The sequence below is a fragment of the Planctomycetaceae bacterium genome (assembly GCA_039680605.1).
In the GTDB taxonomy this organism is placed as follows: domain Bacteria; phylum Planctomycetota; class Phycisphaerae; order SM23-33; family SM23-33; genus JAJFUU01.
The window spans coordinates 1-14,161 of the sequence record JBDKTA010000065.1 but is presented as its reverse complement, the minus strand read 5'-3'; the positions used below and the strand labels follow the sequence as shown (position 1 = coordinate 14,161).

Annotated in this window: 12 protein-coding genes; 9 read left to right on the top strand and 3 right to left on the bottom strand. The window is 63.2% G+C overall.

From position 1 onward, the window contains the following. The first annotated feature begins 42 nt into the window (after window positions 1-42). The gene (locus tag ABFD92_19145) at window positions 43-2,052 is read left to right on the top strand and encodes a DUF6785 family protein (protein MEN6506655.1); all 2,010 of its coding nucleotides are present in this window, start codon (window positions 43-45) and stop codon (window positions 2,050-2,052) included. Between the two features lie 164 nt (window positions 2,053-2,216). Next, window positions 2,217-2,693, top strand: a complete 477-nt coding sequence (locus ABFD92_19140) for a YXWGXW repeat-containing protein (protein ID MEN6506654.1) — start codon at window positions 2,217-2,219, stop codon at window positions 2,691-2,693. Window positions 2,694-3,131: 438 nt separating this feature from the next. On the opposite strand, the gene lptB is transcribed toward ABFD92_19140, so the two are convergent. Continuing rightward, window positions 3,132-3,869: an LPS export ABC transporter ATP-binding protein gene (gene lptB / locus ABFD92_19135; protein ID MEN6506653.1), complete on the bottom strand. Its 738-nt coding sequence runs from the start codon at window positions 3,867-3,869 to the stop codon at window positions 3,132-3,134. Window positions 3,870-4,185: 316 nt separating this feature from the next. Beyond that, the gene (lepB, locus tag ABFD92_19130; GenBank protein ID MEN6506652.1) at window positions 4,186-5,913 is read right to left on the bottom strand and encodes a signal peptidase I; all 1,728 of its coding nucleotides are present in this window, start codon (window positions 5,911-5,913) and stop codon (window positions 4,186-4,188) included. A gap of 439 nt (window positions 5,914-6,352) precedes the next feature. Here lepB and dapB point away from each other — a divergent pair, with 439 nt between their 5' ends. The 6 genes from dapB (at window position 6,353) to ABFD92_19100 (ending at window position 11,681) form a co-directional block, all read left to right on the top strand. Then, a complete protein-coding gene (gene dapB / locus ABFD92_19125; GenBank protein MEN6506651.1) occupies window positions 6,353-7,144 on the top strand; it encodes a 4-hydroxy-tetrahydrodipicolinate reductase in 792 nt (263 codons plus the stop codon). A 148-nt stretch (window positions 7,145-7,292) separates the two neighbouring features. Next, window positions 7,293-7,673 carry a four helix bundle protein gene (locus ABFD92_19120; protein ID MEN6506650.1) on the top strand — a complete coding sequence of 127 codons (381 nt, stop codon included), beginning with the start codon at window positions 7,293-7,295 and terminating at the stop codon, window positions 7,671-7,673. Window positions 7,674-7,719: 46 nt separating this feature from the next. Then, entirely contained in the window at window positions 7,720-8,742 is a 1,023-nt protein-coding gene (locus ABFD92_19115) for a GntG family PLP-dependent aldolase (protein MEN6506649.1), read from the top strand. A 45-nt stretch (window positions 8,743-8,787) separates the two neighbouring features. After that, window positions 8,788-9,876 carry an N-acetylmuramoyl-L-alanine amidase gene (locus ABFD92_19110; protein ID MEN6506648.1) on the top strand — a complete coding sequence of 363 codons (1,089 nt, stop codon included), beginning with the start codon at window positions 8,788-8,790 and terminating at the stop codon, window positions 9,874-9,876. 46 nt (window positions 9,877-9,922) lie between these two features. After that, window positions 9,923-10,819 carry a phosphoribosylaminoimidazolesuccinocarboxamide synthase gene (locus tag ABFD92_19105; protein ID MEN6506647.1) on the top strand — a complete coding sequence of 299 codons (897 nt, stop codon included), beginning with the start codon at window positions 9,923-9,925 and terminating at the stop codon, window positions 10,817-10,819. 466 nt (window positions 10,820-11,285) lie between these two features. Next, the gene (locus ABFD92_19100; GenBank protein ID MEN6506646.1) at window positions 11,286-11,681 is read left to right on the top strand and encodes a HEPN domain-containing protein; all 396 of its coding nucleotides are present in this window, start codon (window positions 11,286-11,288) and stop codon (window positions 11,679-11,681) included. Between the two features lie 41 nt (window positions 11,682-11,722). Here the strand turns inward: ABFD92_19100 and trpD are convergent, their stop codons facing one another. Beyond that, on the bottom strand, window positions 11,723-12,748 hold the full coding sequence (trpD, locus tag ABFD92_19095) for an anthranilate phosphoribosyltransferase (protein ID MEN6506645.1): 1,026 nt from the start codon (window positions 12,746-12,748) through the stop codon (window positions 11,723-11,725). 827 nt (window positions 12,749-13,575) lie between these two features. On the opposite strand from trpD, the gene ABFD92_19090 reads away from it, so the two are divergent. Beyond that, complete coding sequence (locus ABFD92_19090) at window positions 13,576-14,073, top strand: hypothetical protein (GenBank protein MEN6506644.1); 498 nt, start codon at window positions 13,576-13,578, stop codon at window positions 14,071-14,073. Window positions 14,074-14,161: the final 88 nt, after the last annotated feature.

Below are 14,161 nucleotides of genomic sequence, written 5' to 3'. Positions count from 1 at the left end.
GATGGGTTGATTGGCGGGACGATTGCAGCGAACTGAGAGGCCATGACGTCACGGTCGGTCATTCTGGGTCTGGTGCTGGCGGCGCTGATCTGCGGCGTCACGTTCTTCAATGACATGGTCCTGCACGGGACCTTCATGGTGGGCAATTACATGCCCATCTCCGTCTTCGGGGCGCTGTTCCTGCTGGTGGTGGTGGCCAATCCGCTGCTGGGGGTGCTCTGGCCGAATCGCCGCTTCAGCGGGCTCGAACTGGCGGTCGTAGTGGGGCTGGCGCTGGTGGCCTGCAGCATTCCCGGCAGGGGGTTGATGCACTCCTTCACCAACACCCTCATGCTGCCCCACGATCGCGCCGAAAGCGCCGACTGGAAGAGCACCGAAGTCATCAAGGTCCTGCGTTCCTACATGCTCACCGACGCCGATCCCAAGGCCGTCTCTGACTTCCTGACCGGCGGTCTCTCCGACGTCCCCTGGCAGCACTGGACGCGCACGCTGACATTCTGGCTGCCCCTGCTGCTGTGCCTGTCCCTGGCCATGATGGCGCTGGCCGTCGTGGTACACCGCCAGTGGTCGCACCACGAGCGCCTGCGCTATCCCATCGTCACCTTCGCCGACGCGCTGATGCCCGACCAGAACGGCAACATCGCCTCGATCCTGCGCAACAGGGTGTTCTGGGTGGCTGCCGTGCTGGTGCTGGCGGTGCATCTGGTCAACTACTACGCCCTGTACAACGTCAACATGTTCAGCATCCCCATGTCGGTCGACTGGCGCCCCGTCACGAGGTTGTTCCCGCAGTTCAACCAGGCCGGCGGGTGGTGGTTGGTGATTCAGCCGATCTGCCTGACCGCTGTCGGGTTTGCGTTTTTCCTCTCGCTGGATCTGTCGCTGTCACTGGGGTTGGCGCCGTACGTTTACCTGGCGGTGGTGGCCTTTTTCATGAGCCAGGGCACCTCCATCGAGAAGGGCAAATTCTTCGCCGTCTACCCCGGCGCGTTCGCTCACGCCGGGGCGTTCTTCGGGCTGTTCCTGATGCTCCTGTTCTCCGGGCGGCGATACTACGGGACCGTGTTCGGCCGGGCGCTGCTGCTGCCGGTGTCGCGCGAAACTCAGCCCTCGGCGGTCTGGGCGGCCAGGCTCTTCCTGATCGCCCTCGCGTGCTTTGTGCTGCTGCTGGCAAAGGCGGGGGTGGACTGGCCGCTGGCGATCCTGTACTCGATCGAGGCTGTCATTATCTATACCGTCATCTCGCGCATCGTGGCCGAGACGGGCACCTTCTTCATCCACCCGTATCACTTTCCGTGCATCGTGCTGCTGGGGTTCCTGGGAATCTCGGCCATCGATGTGCGGTCGCTGGCGATCATGATGATGGTCTCGACGCTGGCGTTCATCGGCTCGCGCGAGTCTCTCATGCCGTTCATGGCCACGGCGCTGAAGCTCTTCGAGAAGCGCGGCGGGCAATCGCAACGGTTCGGTCGCCTGGCGGTCGTGGCGCTGCTGCTGGGGCTGGCGGTGGCGCTGCCGGCGACGCTGTACATCCAGTACAGCAAGGGCGCCCGCAACGTCGGCGCCGGCGACCAGGAATGGACGCGCGAGATGGTTCCGTTTTACGCCCTGGACGCCGTCGCGGCATTCAAGAAGCAGATCGACATCACGCCCGAGCTGCGCCAGCAGCAATCCGTCACTGGGCTGGGTCGCTATCTCAACGCCAGCCCCGATCTGCCGGCCGTCACGGCCTTCGGCGTGGCGGTGGCGCTGGTGCTGGCCTTCAGCGCCTTGCGGATGCGGTTCACGTGGTGGCCGATCCACCCGGTGCTCTTTGCGGTGCTGGGCACGATGGAGAGCAAGACGCTGGCCAATTCGTTTCTGTTGGGATGGCTGATCAAGCTCGTCGTCACGCGGCTTTTCGGCAGCCGCGGATACCAGGGGCTCAAGCCGATCATGATCGGCCTCATTGCCGGCGACCTCATGGGCGGGATCATCCCCATGATCCACGGCGCGATCTACTATCTCCTGGGCTACGGTTCTCCGCACGCCTTCCGCGTTCTACCGGCCTAACCCGCACCGATTGCGGATTTCGGATTTGAGATTGCGGATTATTTCTTCGTGTCCTTTCTGTCACGGGCGTCGTATCCGGTTCTTTGTATCCAACGCACGTGCCTCAACGCCGCTAGAATTAGTTGAAACGGGGGAATATCAGTCTCTAACAGGGGAGGGGTCTCATGAACAATTCAAAGGCAATGTTGGCTATGGGTGTGGGCGTGGCCGCGATGCTGCTGCTGTCGGGATGTTCGGGCGGAACGATGGTCTATCGCTCGACAGCGGCGCCGACGGCGTACGGGTATAACGACGTGCCTCCGCCGCCGGAGCCTCGTTCTGAGGCGGTCCCGCCCAGCCCCGGGCCCAACTACGCCTGGGTCGGCGGGTACTGGGACTGGACCGGATCGGAATACGTCTGGGTTCCGGGGTACTGGACGGTTCCTCCGACCGGAACGACCCGATGGGTTTCGCCGCGTTATGAAAGCCGCGACGGCGGGGTGTATGTTTACTACCGCGGCTATTGGGACCGCGACGACTGGCGCGAGGAGCAGCGCGAGCGGCGCGAGGAAATGCGAGAGGAGCGGCGCGAACGCCTCGAGGATGCCCGCGAGCGAGAAGAAGAGCGGCGCGAACGCTTGCGCGACCGCTATGACGACTAGCTTCGATCGCAGATCCGGAAGATACCGGCTGCCCATGCCATAACAAAGGAGGATGTATCATGGTCGTTTTGAGGACGTTGGCGGTGGCTCTGGTTGTGGGGATGGTTCTCTTTCTCAGCGGATGCAGGACCGATGTGACGGTGCATGATAACGACGCGGATGTGCAGCCTTCCCGGCAGGCGTCACCGTCGGATTCCGATTATAACAGCGATCGCGACTAGCCGGGATATTTCACCGCGGAGATCGCAGAGACCGCAGAGATATTTTGAACCACGCAGGTGGGTCGCCTGGACAGTCTGTTTTTTCAGATTAACGCCCAAGCGATGTTAGATGGCGTTGTTTTGAGCCACTTGCGTCTCTGCGTGCTCTGCGGTCTCTGCGGTTCATGCAGTTTTCGCCCTGGCGGGGAAATCTGACGTGCGTCGCCATGCCACCGGGCTACTCTGAGAACTCGTCGCCGCGGAAGGAATTGCCCAGGTAGGTTCTGCGGACCAGTTCGTCGTTGATCAGGTCTGCCGGCGGGCCTTCGCGGAGGACTTTGCCGTTGTCGATGATGTACGTTCGGTCGGTGACGGTGAGGGTCTCGCGGACGTTGTGGTCGGTCAGCAGGATGCTGATGCCCCGCTCGCGCAGGGCGACGATTTCCTTCTGAAGGTCCTGCACGGCGATGGGGTCCACGCCGGAAAACGGTTCGTCCAGCAGGATCATCACCGGGTTGGTCACCAGGGCGCGGGCGATCTCGAGCTTGCGGCGCTCGCCGCCGCTGAGCGTGCGCGCCAGTTGCCCCGCCACGTGCGTCAGACCGAACTGGTCCAGCAGGTGCTCCGAACGCTCATCGCGGGCAGCCCGCGAGAGGTTCATCGTCTCCATCACGGCCATCAGGTTGTCGCGCACCGTCAACCGCTGAAAGATGCTGGGTTCCTGCGAGAGGTATCCCATGCCGTGGCGGGCGCGTTTGAACATAGGCATGCGCGTGATGTTGTGCCCGTCGAAGCTGACCGCCCCGGCATTGGGGCTGATCATGCCGACGACCATGCGGAAGGTCGTGGTCTTTCCGGCGCCGTTGCGCCCCAGCAGACCGACGATCTCGCCCTGGTTGACGCGGATGGAGACGTGGTTGACCACGGCCCTGCCGCCGTACCGTTTCACAAGCCCTTTGGCTTCAAGCAACACCATTCGGTGATTCCTGTGATTTCCGCTCTTGGCGGAATCGCTGTGGATAACCTGTGCAGAAGGCTTACTGCCGCCATCCCTCTGCCTCGTCGCGGTCTCGCCGGGGCCGATTAAGCAATCTTCATGCCGCCGGCAATAAAATCGCCAATGATTATCGTAAACAACGTAAAGGCAACATTACTATAGGCTTATCGGGCACTGCCGCCCTAAAGCCTCAACGGCGCCGGCCTCATTCAACTGTAGCGATCCTCAAACATTCGCGCTGTCGCGAACACGTCCCAAAGGCCGTGGCCGCTTGGGTACGCTTGTGCATAACTCATCAATAGATCAGCCGCATTTTACCGACATTGGGAAGGATTGGCAAGGAAGGCAATCCCGGCGGTCGATATCCCGCCGGCCAGTATACGTAGATCGCCTTGCCGATCATGCTGTACCGCGGGACCGTGCCCAGTTGGTAAAGCGGGGTTCGCCCTGCCTCGTCGGGGTTCTGGGGATCTTTCCACAGCTTCAGCGTCGGGGCCGCCTTGATCCACGCTCGCCCGTCGAGGCTGGCGGGGCTGTTGTCGCCCAGGACGAAGAAGGAGTCGAGGTCCGGGTTGTCCGGGTAATGGTGCAGCGTGATCGCCCTTCCCGTGACGCCCCAGCCGAGATAGCCTCTGCCGTTTCGGGCCGGGAACCGCTCGATCTCCTTCCGCACCGGCGGGCTCTGGGCGTATTGCATCAGCACTGGATTAATCGCTATCTCCCTGGGATCGTCCAGGTCCAGGCTGCGCGAGACATAGTACACGTCGCGGTCGACGCGCACGTGCAGCAGCGAGAACGCCTCGCCCGAACCTTCGATCGAGATCTTCGGCGTCGGGAACAGCCTCTGGGCATCGGCGGGCGTCGTCTGCACCTGGGCCAGCTGCTCGATGAGGCGCTGGTAAGGCGCCTCGTATTCGGCGCGGATGACGGACTTGCCAGCCACGTCGACGGTGACGGTATAGTCGGCGTGGGCGAGCGAAATGGCTTGCCCCTGGCCGCTCGAGATCGCTCCGATGCTCGCCCGCCGCCACGGCTGACCCCATGACGCCGCGTCCCGCTCGCGGCGGAAGAGTTCGACGCTGCCGCCGGTGTCGATGACAGCCCGGAACTCCTGCGACACCGTGGCGATCTCCAGCGACACCTGCGACTGCCCGCCGCCGATCAGCACCGCCGAGAGGCGCAGGTCGCCGTTGACGTCGGCCTCGGGGTACAGGTCGGAGGCGTCGCTCTGCAACTGCGGGTTGTAACCGTAGACGGGCTTGAAGTGATTGCGCGGAACCGACAGGGTCAGCGTCTGGGGAGCCCCGCCGGTGAAGGCCAGCGTGCGGGTATCGACGTGCTCCTGGGCATTGACCTTCCAGCGCGCGCCGCCGGCGTCGGGCAGAACCCATTTGGGGCAGTTTTCATCGCCGGCCCACTGCGGACTGGGGCGAAAGTCGTTGTCGAACAGGACCTCCCACATCGCCTCCTGGGCGCGGGGGGGCTTGCGGCGGACCTGCCATCCGGAGGCGAAGTCGGCGGCCTTGGTGGGATCCTTGGTGTTCACGAACACGTCGCCATGCACCAGCTCAATCGTCTCGCCCGGCAGGCCGATGAGGCGCTTGATGTAGTTGTCTTCGTTGCTCTGGGGGTTGTGGAAGACCACCACGTCGAAGGGCTCGGGCGAGCGGAACGGGTAGACATACTTGAGCACCAGCACGCGGTCGCCGTTGTTGACCAGGTCGCGCGACTCGTAGGGGTGGCGGCAACTGGGGCAGGCGGCGTTCATCGGCGTGACGTCCTGCCCGCGCCGCGGCGGTCCGCCGTAGAGCTGCTCGTTGTAGCCGAAGGGGTACTGCAGCCCGCACGAGGGACACGTCAGGTCCCAGTGCTCGCCCATCAACCGCGGGGCCATCGAGCCGGTGGGAATCACGAACGCCTCGACCATGAACGCGCGCAGCACGAACGCCAGGATGATCGCCACCCACACGCTCTCGACCGTGTCGCGCACGGAATGCAGATCTTTGTTCGCGTCGGCTGCCATGGGAAGCCCTAAACGATAGCCCTTGGCCGCGGCCAGAGCAAATCAAAAACGCCCCTCCGGCGCCGCGGCAGCAATGACCCTTGCCACAGAGAACCCAGCGCGGGCTTGGCCCGCAACCTATTGCAGAGTGCGATTACTGCCGCCGAACGATTAAGCCGCAGAGGTCGCTGAGGACGCTGAGGATGTAAGAAGACAAAACTACTTCTTTCCTCTGCGACCCCAGCGACCTCAGCGGCTATTTGATCCCCGGAACTCTTCGCCTCTTCTCTGTGCTCTTTGTGGGCTCTGTGGCAAGGTTGTTTCTTCGTTGTTGCCTCAGAGCCCTCTGTGCCTCTGTGGTAAGGTTTCATCTGCCAGAGATCGGTCACCCCCGGCGCGGCGGCCCGGCGTTGATTTCGATGCCGCCTTCGGTTACTTGTGAAGCCGAAAGGACGATGCCATGATCAAAATCGCTATCACGGGCGCGGGCGGGCGCATGGGGCGGCGCATCGCGGCGCTGGCTATCGAGTCGGAGCAGTTCGACATCGTGGCGGCTGTCGAAGTCGCCGGTCAACCGGCGCTGGGAGCCGACGTCGGCGAATTGGCCGGCGTGGGGCATTTCGGCCTGGCGGTGACGCAGGAGATGGCGGCCTTGCCGCAGGTGCTGATCGACTTCTCGCTGCCCGAGGGCACGATGGAGTGGCTGCGGGTCTGCCGCGAGCGGGGTTGCGCGATGGTCATCGGCACGACCGGTCTGACCGATAGCCAGCGCGCCGAGATCGCCGACGCGGCGGCGACGATCCCGATCGTGCATGCGGCCAACATGTCCGTGGGCGTCAACGTGTTGCTCAAGCTGGTGGCCCAGGCGGCCGCGGCGCTGGGGGGCGACTATGACATCGAGATCTCCGAGACGCACCATCGCTTCAAGAAGGATGCGCCGTCCGGGACGGCGATCGCCCTGGCCAAGTCGATCTGTGCCGTCACGGGCAAGGAATACGGCGAGGTCGCCGTCCTGGGTCGCGGCGGGCAGTGCCCCAGGAACCCCGGCGAGATCGGCATGCACGCCCTGCGCGTCGGCGACACCGTCGGCGAGCACACGGTGCATTTCGGCAACCTGGGCGAGACGATCACCCTGGGCCACGTTGCCCACACCCGAGACAACTTCGCCCGCGGCGCCCTGCGGGCCGCCCAGTGGCTGGCCGGCAAGAAGCCGGGGCTGTATGACATGCTGGATGTGCTGGGCTTGAAATAATTTCCGATTTCCAATTTGGAATTTCCAATTTAACAACATTGACAACGGGTGCCCTATGACGCCTGATGAGATGAAGAAGGGTTTGGAGTAATTTCCAATTTCCAATTTGGAATTTCCAATTTAACAACATTAAACAACAGAGGCGACCATGACGCCTGATGAAATGAAGAAGAGACTGCGGGCATACGCGCTGCGGTGCATACGCCTTGCCGAGTCATTTCCAAAGACCATTACGGGCAAGATCATGGCTAATCAGTTGATTAGATGCGGAACCAGCGCCGCGGCGAATTATCACGCCGCGTGTGCAGGAAGAAGCTACGCAGACTTTCTCAACAAGCTCGGCATCGTTGAAGAGGAAGCGGATGAATCCGTCTTCTGGATCGTCATGGCAAAAGAGGCCGAATTGACAAAGGATGCTCTTGTCAGCGACCTGATCAAGGAAGGACGAGAGATCATCTCGATTGTTGTAGCGTCCGAAAAGACCGCCAAAGCAAGAAGGGTCGCCAAGGCCAGGAAGAACCCGGCGTGAAGGTTCTTCTCAATTGGAAATTGGAAATTGTAAATTGGAAATTGAAATGCCCATAGACCTGCGATCTGACACGATTACCAAACCAACCCCGGCCATGCGCGCCGCCATCGCGGCGGCGGAAGTGGGCGATGATGTGCTCGGCGACGATCCCACCGTCATCGCTCTGGAAAAGAAGACGGCCGAGATTCTCAGCAAAGAGGCCGCTCTCTATACGCCTTCGGGGACGATGGCCAATCAGATCGCCATACGCTGCCACACGCGTGCGGGCGACGAAGTCGTCACCGACGCCAACGCCCACTGCCACTACTATGAGGCCGGCGCTCCGGCGGCGCTTTCCGGCGTCACGATGCGGCTGATCGAGGCCCGGCGCGGAATCTTCAACGCCGATGAACTGGCCGCGGCGATCCGGCCGGCGAACGTACACTTCCCCCAGCCGTCGCTGGTGTGCCTCGAGAACACGCACAATCGCGGCGGCGGGAGCATCTGGCCGCTGGAGACGCTGGCCGGCGTGTCGGCCGAGGCACGCAGGCGCGGGATGAAGATCCACATGGACGGCGCGCGGCTTTGGAACGCCGCCGTCGCCGCCGGCGTATCCGAAGCGGACTACGCTGGGCAGGTGGACTCCGTCAGCGTGTGCTTTTCGAAAGGCCTGGGCGCGCCGGTGGGCTCGGCGCTGGCGGGCACGAAGGACTTCATCGCCCAGGCGAGACGCGTGCGAAAACTCTTCGGCGGCGGCATGCGGCAGGTGGGCATCATCGCGGCGGGGGCGTTGTACGCCCTGGAACACAATCGCCGGCGCCTGGCGGAAGATCATGCCAACGCCCGGAAACTTGCAGGCGGGCTGGCGGCCCTGCCGGGCGTCAAACTCGACCCCCAGAGCGTCCAGACCAACATCGTCTTCTTCGACATCACCACCATGCCCGCCGCGGACCTGGCTGCCAGGCTCGACGAGGCCGGCGTGCGGATCATGGCGCTGGGTCCCCATTCCTGCCGGGCCGTGACGTGCCTGGAAGTCGACGAGCAGGATATCGAGCGGGCTCTGGCGATCGCCGGGCAAGTTCTTTCATGACCTGCGAGATTCGCCGCCTTGACACGCCGGCTGGTTTGTGGTGCCATGGTCGAAACGAAGGGCGGGGGCTACGCGGAGAGTCTGCCGGTGAATGCTATCCGCAATCTTACGATTGTCGTCCTGCTGGCCGCCGCGGCGTGCGGCTGTACCGAGGCCGACCGCCAGCGGTGGGACAGCATGTGGGGGCGCCCCAGCGACCTGGTCGACCCGACCAGCGAGTACGTGCCGCTGGAGACGATGGCCGCCGATCTCAAGCTGCGAGTCCTTTCCGCATCGGCCTACAGCGCCATGCTTCGCGATGCCTCGGGCAACCTGGTGACGCTGGTGGTCGACCCCGGCGGGGCGGTTCTGGTGAACGGGCGGCCGCTGACGTACCGCGGGCAGATCAGCCCGCACGAGAAGGGCGATTCGCTCCTTCTGCCGCGGGGCCTGGATGAGGACCTGGCTCGGGCGCTGCGTACGACGTCGCGCCCGCGCCGGGCGCTGGTGGCGCCGGAGGCGCCGTCGCGTCTGTCGCCGCCGATCAAGCTGCAGTACAGCGGTCCGCGACTGGGTCCGGTGCTCATCGACGCCGGCCATGGCGGTAAGGACCCCGGCGCCGTCGGCGGTTACGGCGTGGCCGGTCAGCACCGGCAGGTTCGCGAGAAGGACGTGGTGCTGGCGGTGGCGCTGGACCTGGCGTCTGTCCTGCGAGCGCAGAACGTCGAGGTGATCCTGACGCGCAGCGACGACACGTTCATTCCGCTTGCCGATCGCGTGGCGATCGCCAACCGCAGCGGCGCGCGGCTGATGCTCAGCCTCCACGCCGACGCCGCCGCCAACAGCAGCGCCTCGGGCTTCACGGTCTACCTCGGACGCAGCCCTTCCTCCGCATCGATCACGGCCGCCTCCGCCATCGCCGGGGAGATGGCGTCGCTGAACCTGGCCAGCCGCGGGATCCGGCGCCATCCCAAGACGATCCGCGTGATCAACGAGCCGCGGATTCCATCGGTCCTGGTGGAGATGGGGTTTGTTTCCAACAGCACCGACGCGTCCGATCTCGACCGGGCGGACCATCGCCGGCGTCTGGCGTCGGCGATGGCCATAGGCATCATCGAGTACCTCAGCCCGCCCCTGTGGACCGCCCGGCGCTGAGTGCGCTCTTGACCTGCCGCGCCGGCGGCGGTAGAAGGGTACCCCTATGAAGAGCACCGCCTTGCTGACAACCTCCATCGGACACTATCCCAAGCGGTCGGGAAAGGTGCGGGACATCTACGACCTGCCCGAGCAACTGCTGCTGGTGGCCACCGACCGCATCAGCGCCTTCGACGTGGTCATGCCCAACGGCATCCCCGACAAGGGCCGCGTCCTGACGCAGATCAGCCTGTTCTGGTTCGACCTGCTGTCCGACGTGACGCCCAACCACGTGATCTCGGCGGCCATGAAGGACCTGCCCGAGGACTGCCGCAGCGACGAGCTCGACGGGCGGTTCATGCTCTGCCGCCGCGCCAAGGTCGTGCCCATCGAGTGCGTGGTGCGCGGGTACCTCGCCGGAAGCGGATGGAAGGAATACCAGAAATCCGGCACGGTCTGCGGGATCGCCCTGCCTAAAGGGCTCAAGATGTCTTCCAAGCTGCCCGAGCCGATCTTCACGCCCGCCACCAAGGCCGAACTGGGCGAACACGACGAGAACATCAACTTCGAACGGGCCTGCGAACTCGTGGGCAGCGACGTGATGACGCAGCTTCGAGACAAGTCCATCGCCCTGTACTCCCGCGCCCGCGACTACGCCGCCCAGCGAGGCATCATCGTCGCCGACACCAAGTTCGAGTGGGGCTTTGACGAGAGCGGCCGGATCATCCTCGTCGATGAATGCCTCACCCCCGATTCGTCGCGATTCTGGCCGGCCGACCAGTACAAGGAAGGCCGCGAGCAAGCCAGTTTCGACAAGCAGTTCGTCCGCGACTACCTCGATGACATTCACTTCGACCGCACCCCCCCGGCCCCGGCCCTGCCCGCCGAAGTGGTCCAGGCTACCCGAAGCAAGTACATCGAGGCCTACACCGCCCTGACCGGCAGAGACTTCCCCTGGGAATAGACCGTAGCATGGGCTCTTGCCCATGAGTCGCACGGGCTCCTGTATGCATGCCGCTGTTAGCCCCGATGTTTCACCGCGGAGATCGCAGAGGCCGCAGAGGTGCTTTGAGCGAAGAGACCTACGGACACTTACGGAAGCGGGCCGCATGGACAGTCTGTCTTTCCGGATTAACGCCGATGGCGACGTTAGATGGTCTTGTTTTAAGCCATTTGCTTCTCTGCGTACTCTGCGATCTCTGCGGTTCATGCAGTTTCCCGATTAGCCGGGATATTTCACCGCGGAGATCGCAGAGCCCGCAGAGGCTGGCAAGTCGCTCACATGGACAGCCTGTTTTCTCCGGTCACGCCGGCCGCAACATTGAATGTTCTTGTTTTTAGCCATCTGCTTCTCTGCGTGCTTTGCGATCTCTGCGGTTCATGTAGTCTTCGGGTTAGTCGCTGCTATAATACCGCGAAAGGGGGCTGCCATGCCTGCGGCGAAACTGCTTCAGGAACATCGTCACTGGCTCGATCTGGCGCAGAAGGAATTGGAGTTCGCCCGCATCTCGCCCGGGGCCGGAGGCGTGCTGCTGGAGAACCTCTGCGACCACGCCCACCAGGCCGCCATCAATGCCCTGCGGGCCGTGCTGATACACTACCACGTTGCTTTCAACGACAACGAGGACCTCTCCCAACTGCTGCGCCGCGTGCCTGACTACGCAGCCGCGGCCGAGGCGATGGAGCATGTGACGTCGCTGGAGCGGATCGGCGCCGGCGAACCCTACCAGCGCGAGGTTCCGGTCACCGAACCGCAATACCACCAGGCCCTGGCCGTCGCCCAGCGCGTCGTCGACTGGGCGGAAACCCTGATTGAAACGAGTTGAGCAGCGTCCCGCGTGACGCCTGGGCACGCCGTCTGTGACCGCTACGAATTGCTGACCGCGATGAGTTTTTCCAATGCGGCGGCAGCGGCGCCGGAGTCGACGGAGCGGGCGGCGATGGGGACGGCGGCCCCGATGTCGTCGGCTTTATCCGCCACGGCGATGGCGGCTGCGGCGTTGAGCAGCACGATGTCGCGGGCGGGGCCCTTCTTGCCGGCCAGCACGTGCTGAATGACCTGGGCCGACTCGGCTGCCGATGTCACCAGCAGGTCTTCGCTCTTTGAACGGGCAAACCCGAAGTCGTCCGGCTCGGCGGTGCAGGTGACGACGTGTCCATCGCGCAGTTCGCTGACGCGGGTGGGGCAGGTGGTGGAGATTTCATCCAGGCCGTCATCGGCATGCACCACGAACGCCCGCACCGCGCCCAGCGACGCCAGCACGCGGGCGATGGTCTCGGTCAGCGCCGGATCGAAAACGCCCATGACCTGCCGCCGCGCGCCGGCGGGATTGGTCAGCGGGCCCAGCAGGTTGAAGATCGTTCGCACGGCCAGGGCTTTGCGCACCGGACCGGCGTAGCGCATGGCGGGGTGGCAGGTCACCGCGAAGCAGAAGCACACGCCCGCCTCGCGCAGGCAGCGGGCAGCCGTCTCGGCCGAGGCCTGGATATTCACGCCCAGCGCGGCCAGCACATCGGCCGATCCGCTGGCGCGGGTGTGGGTGCGGTTTCCGTGTTTAGCCACCGCCACGCCCGCCCCGGCGGCGACGAGGGCGGCGGCCGTCGATATGTTGAACGTGCTGATGCCCGTTCCGCCGGTGCCGCAGGTGTCGACGACGTCGCGCCCCCCGGCGTTGATGGGCGTGACGTGTTCTCGCATGGCGGTGGCCGCCCCGGCGATCTCGTCAACGGTGTGCCCCTTGACCGCCATCGCCACCAGCAGCCCGGCGATCTGGGCCTCGCTCCACAGCCCGTCCATGATGGCCCCAAAGGCCGCACGCGCCTGCTCGGCGCAGAGGTCTTCGCCGTTGACGACCTGGCTCAGGATCGCCGAATATGCCTGCGGATGGTTCATGGTCGCAGATTATAGCGGCAACGGGGAGAGCGGGATTGGGAAAAGATTAAGAAGATTAAGAGGATTAAGAGCAGTCAGAAAAGGCAAACGTTTGTGCGATTCGTTAGCGGCGGAACTTGCCCCGCGCGTTTGCGGCGCCGCGCATGACGGATCCCAACCGACAGTGGTCAGGGAGACAATCGTGGGAGGAATACCTTTGGGGTGAAAAGGACGAGCAACCCCTTGCCGAGGCGATCCGCCGCAGCGAGAATACAGGCAGACCGCTGGGGCCGGGGGGATTCGTCAAAAAGCTCGAGACCGCGCTCGGTCGTCCCTTGCTCCCCAGCCCCGAAGACGACCTCGTTATGGTGACTGAGGCCGGCGACGCACGAAGAATACTGGCGCTCCCTGAAGGGATGACGCCGAATGAATGTGTGGGCACGCCCGCTAAGATTCGCCCGCTAGAGTCTTGACACAGACTTGCTCATGGATGTCTCCGGATAACTCCGGATAACCGGCCACCGACAACTCACTCAAGGTCTTGGCTTGGGACAGCCGAAGAGAAGCGCAGAACGACACGACCCAAGCGATCGCATCCGTGCGATCCATGGCGGTGCCTTCCTTTCCAGGTTGTTCCTGGAGCGCGCTCCGTCTTACCTAACGGAATCATCGGGAAGGCGCCGCCTTTTTCTTTGCCCCTCTCAACCAAAACTGGGGATGAGTCAGCAAGATACGGTGTTGACATGTCCACTGGAGAAGATAGAATCGCAACTTCAACGGGTGAAACGGATAGCTTCGATCTCTGTGCTAAGAGCAATTTGTGAGCAACTGGTCTTGCGAGAACGACCATGGCTGAAGAAGTCACACTTCGACACATCGAGCTTACTGGAGAAGAACTGTGGGAGGAGGATGTATGCATTCCCGATTGCACCTACTACGGTGCGGAAAATATCACACTTGATGGGCAGGCGTATTTTCAGCTCAGACTAGGAGATGATTCAGGCGGGAATGCTTACGTATGGGCCCAGAAAGAGGGTTTCAAGGAGATCATCCTGTCCCTGAGAGATATGGAGCACATTGGAATTCTCGGATGGGTAAACGTTCAATACGACGATGCGGGCAATGAGTACTATGGCGTCTTCGTAGACAAGATCGTCCGAGAGGGTGATGAAGGGGGTGAGGATGATTCTTCTGCGGCAGGGGAAGGAAATGAGGAGGAAGAAGTTGCAGAAGGGGCAGAGGTAGGTGAAGCGATGTTGTCAGACGACGCAGAAAGAATAGATGTGAGTGACCTACTGTATCGGCACTGGGCTTCCCCACGAACGGTGGGCGCGCCGAGAGGGTAATATAAGAGCCCTCAGGCAACAGAAGGAGCCCACGATGGCACGCGGCAGATACACGCTGGAGTTCAAGCAGTCGGCAGTCCAGTTGGTC

Excerpts from the sequence above, each read along its gene's own strand:
- ABFD92_19145 (MEN6506655.1), top strand. The coding sequence starts at position 43 with ATGACGTCACGGTCGGTCATTCTGGGTCTGGTGCTGGCGGCGCTGATC.
- ABFD92_19110 (MEN6506648.1), top strand. The coding sequence starts at position 8,788 with ATGGTCGAAACGAAGGGCGGGGGCTACGCGGAGAGTCTGCCGGTGAAT.
- ABFD92_19105 (MEN6506647.1), top strand. The coding sequence starts at position 9,923 with ATGAAGAGCACCGCCTTGCTGACAACCTCCATCGGACACTATCCCAAG.
- lptB (MEN6506653.1), bottom strand. The coding sequence starts at position 3,869 with ATGGTGTTGCTTGAAGCCAAAGGGCTTGTGAAACGGTACGGCGGCAGG.
- ABFD92_19090 (MEN6506644.1), top strand. The coding sequence starts at position 13,576 with ATGGCTGAAGAAGTCACACTTCGACACATCGAGCTTACTGGAGAAGAA.
- ABFD92_19140 (MEN6506654.1), top strand. The coding sequence starts at position 2,217 with ATGAACAATTCAAAGGCAATGTTGGCTATGGGTGTGGGCGTGGCCGCG.
- dapB (MEN6506651.1), top strand. The coding sequence starts at position 6,353 with ATGATCAAAATCGCTATCACGGGCGCGGGCGGGCGCATGGGGCGGCGC.
- ABFD92_19120 (MEN6506650.1), top strand. The coding sequence starts at position 7,293 with ATGACGCCTGATGAAATGAAGAAGAGACTGCGGGCATACGCGCTGCGG.
- ABFD92_19115 (MEN6506649.1), top strand. The coding sequence starts at position 7,720 with ATGCCCATAGACCTGCGATCTGACACGATTACCAAACCAACCCCGGCC.
- lepB (MEN6506652.1), bottom strand. The coding sequence starts at position 5,913 with ATGGCAGCCGACGCGAACAAAGATCTGCATTCCGTGCGCGACACGGTC.
- trpD (MEN6506645.1), bottom strand. The coding sequence starts at position 12,748 with ATGAACCATCCGCAGGCATATTCGGCGATCCTGAGCCAGGTCGTCAAC.
- ABFD92_19100 (MEN6506646.1), top strand. The coding sequence starts at position 11,286 with ATGCCTGCGGCGAAACTGCTTCAGGAACATCGTCACTGGCTCGATCTG.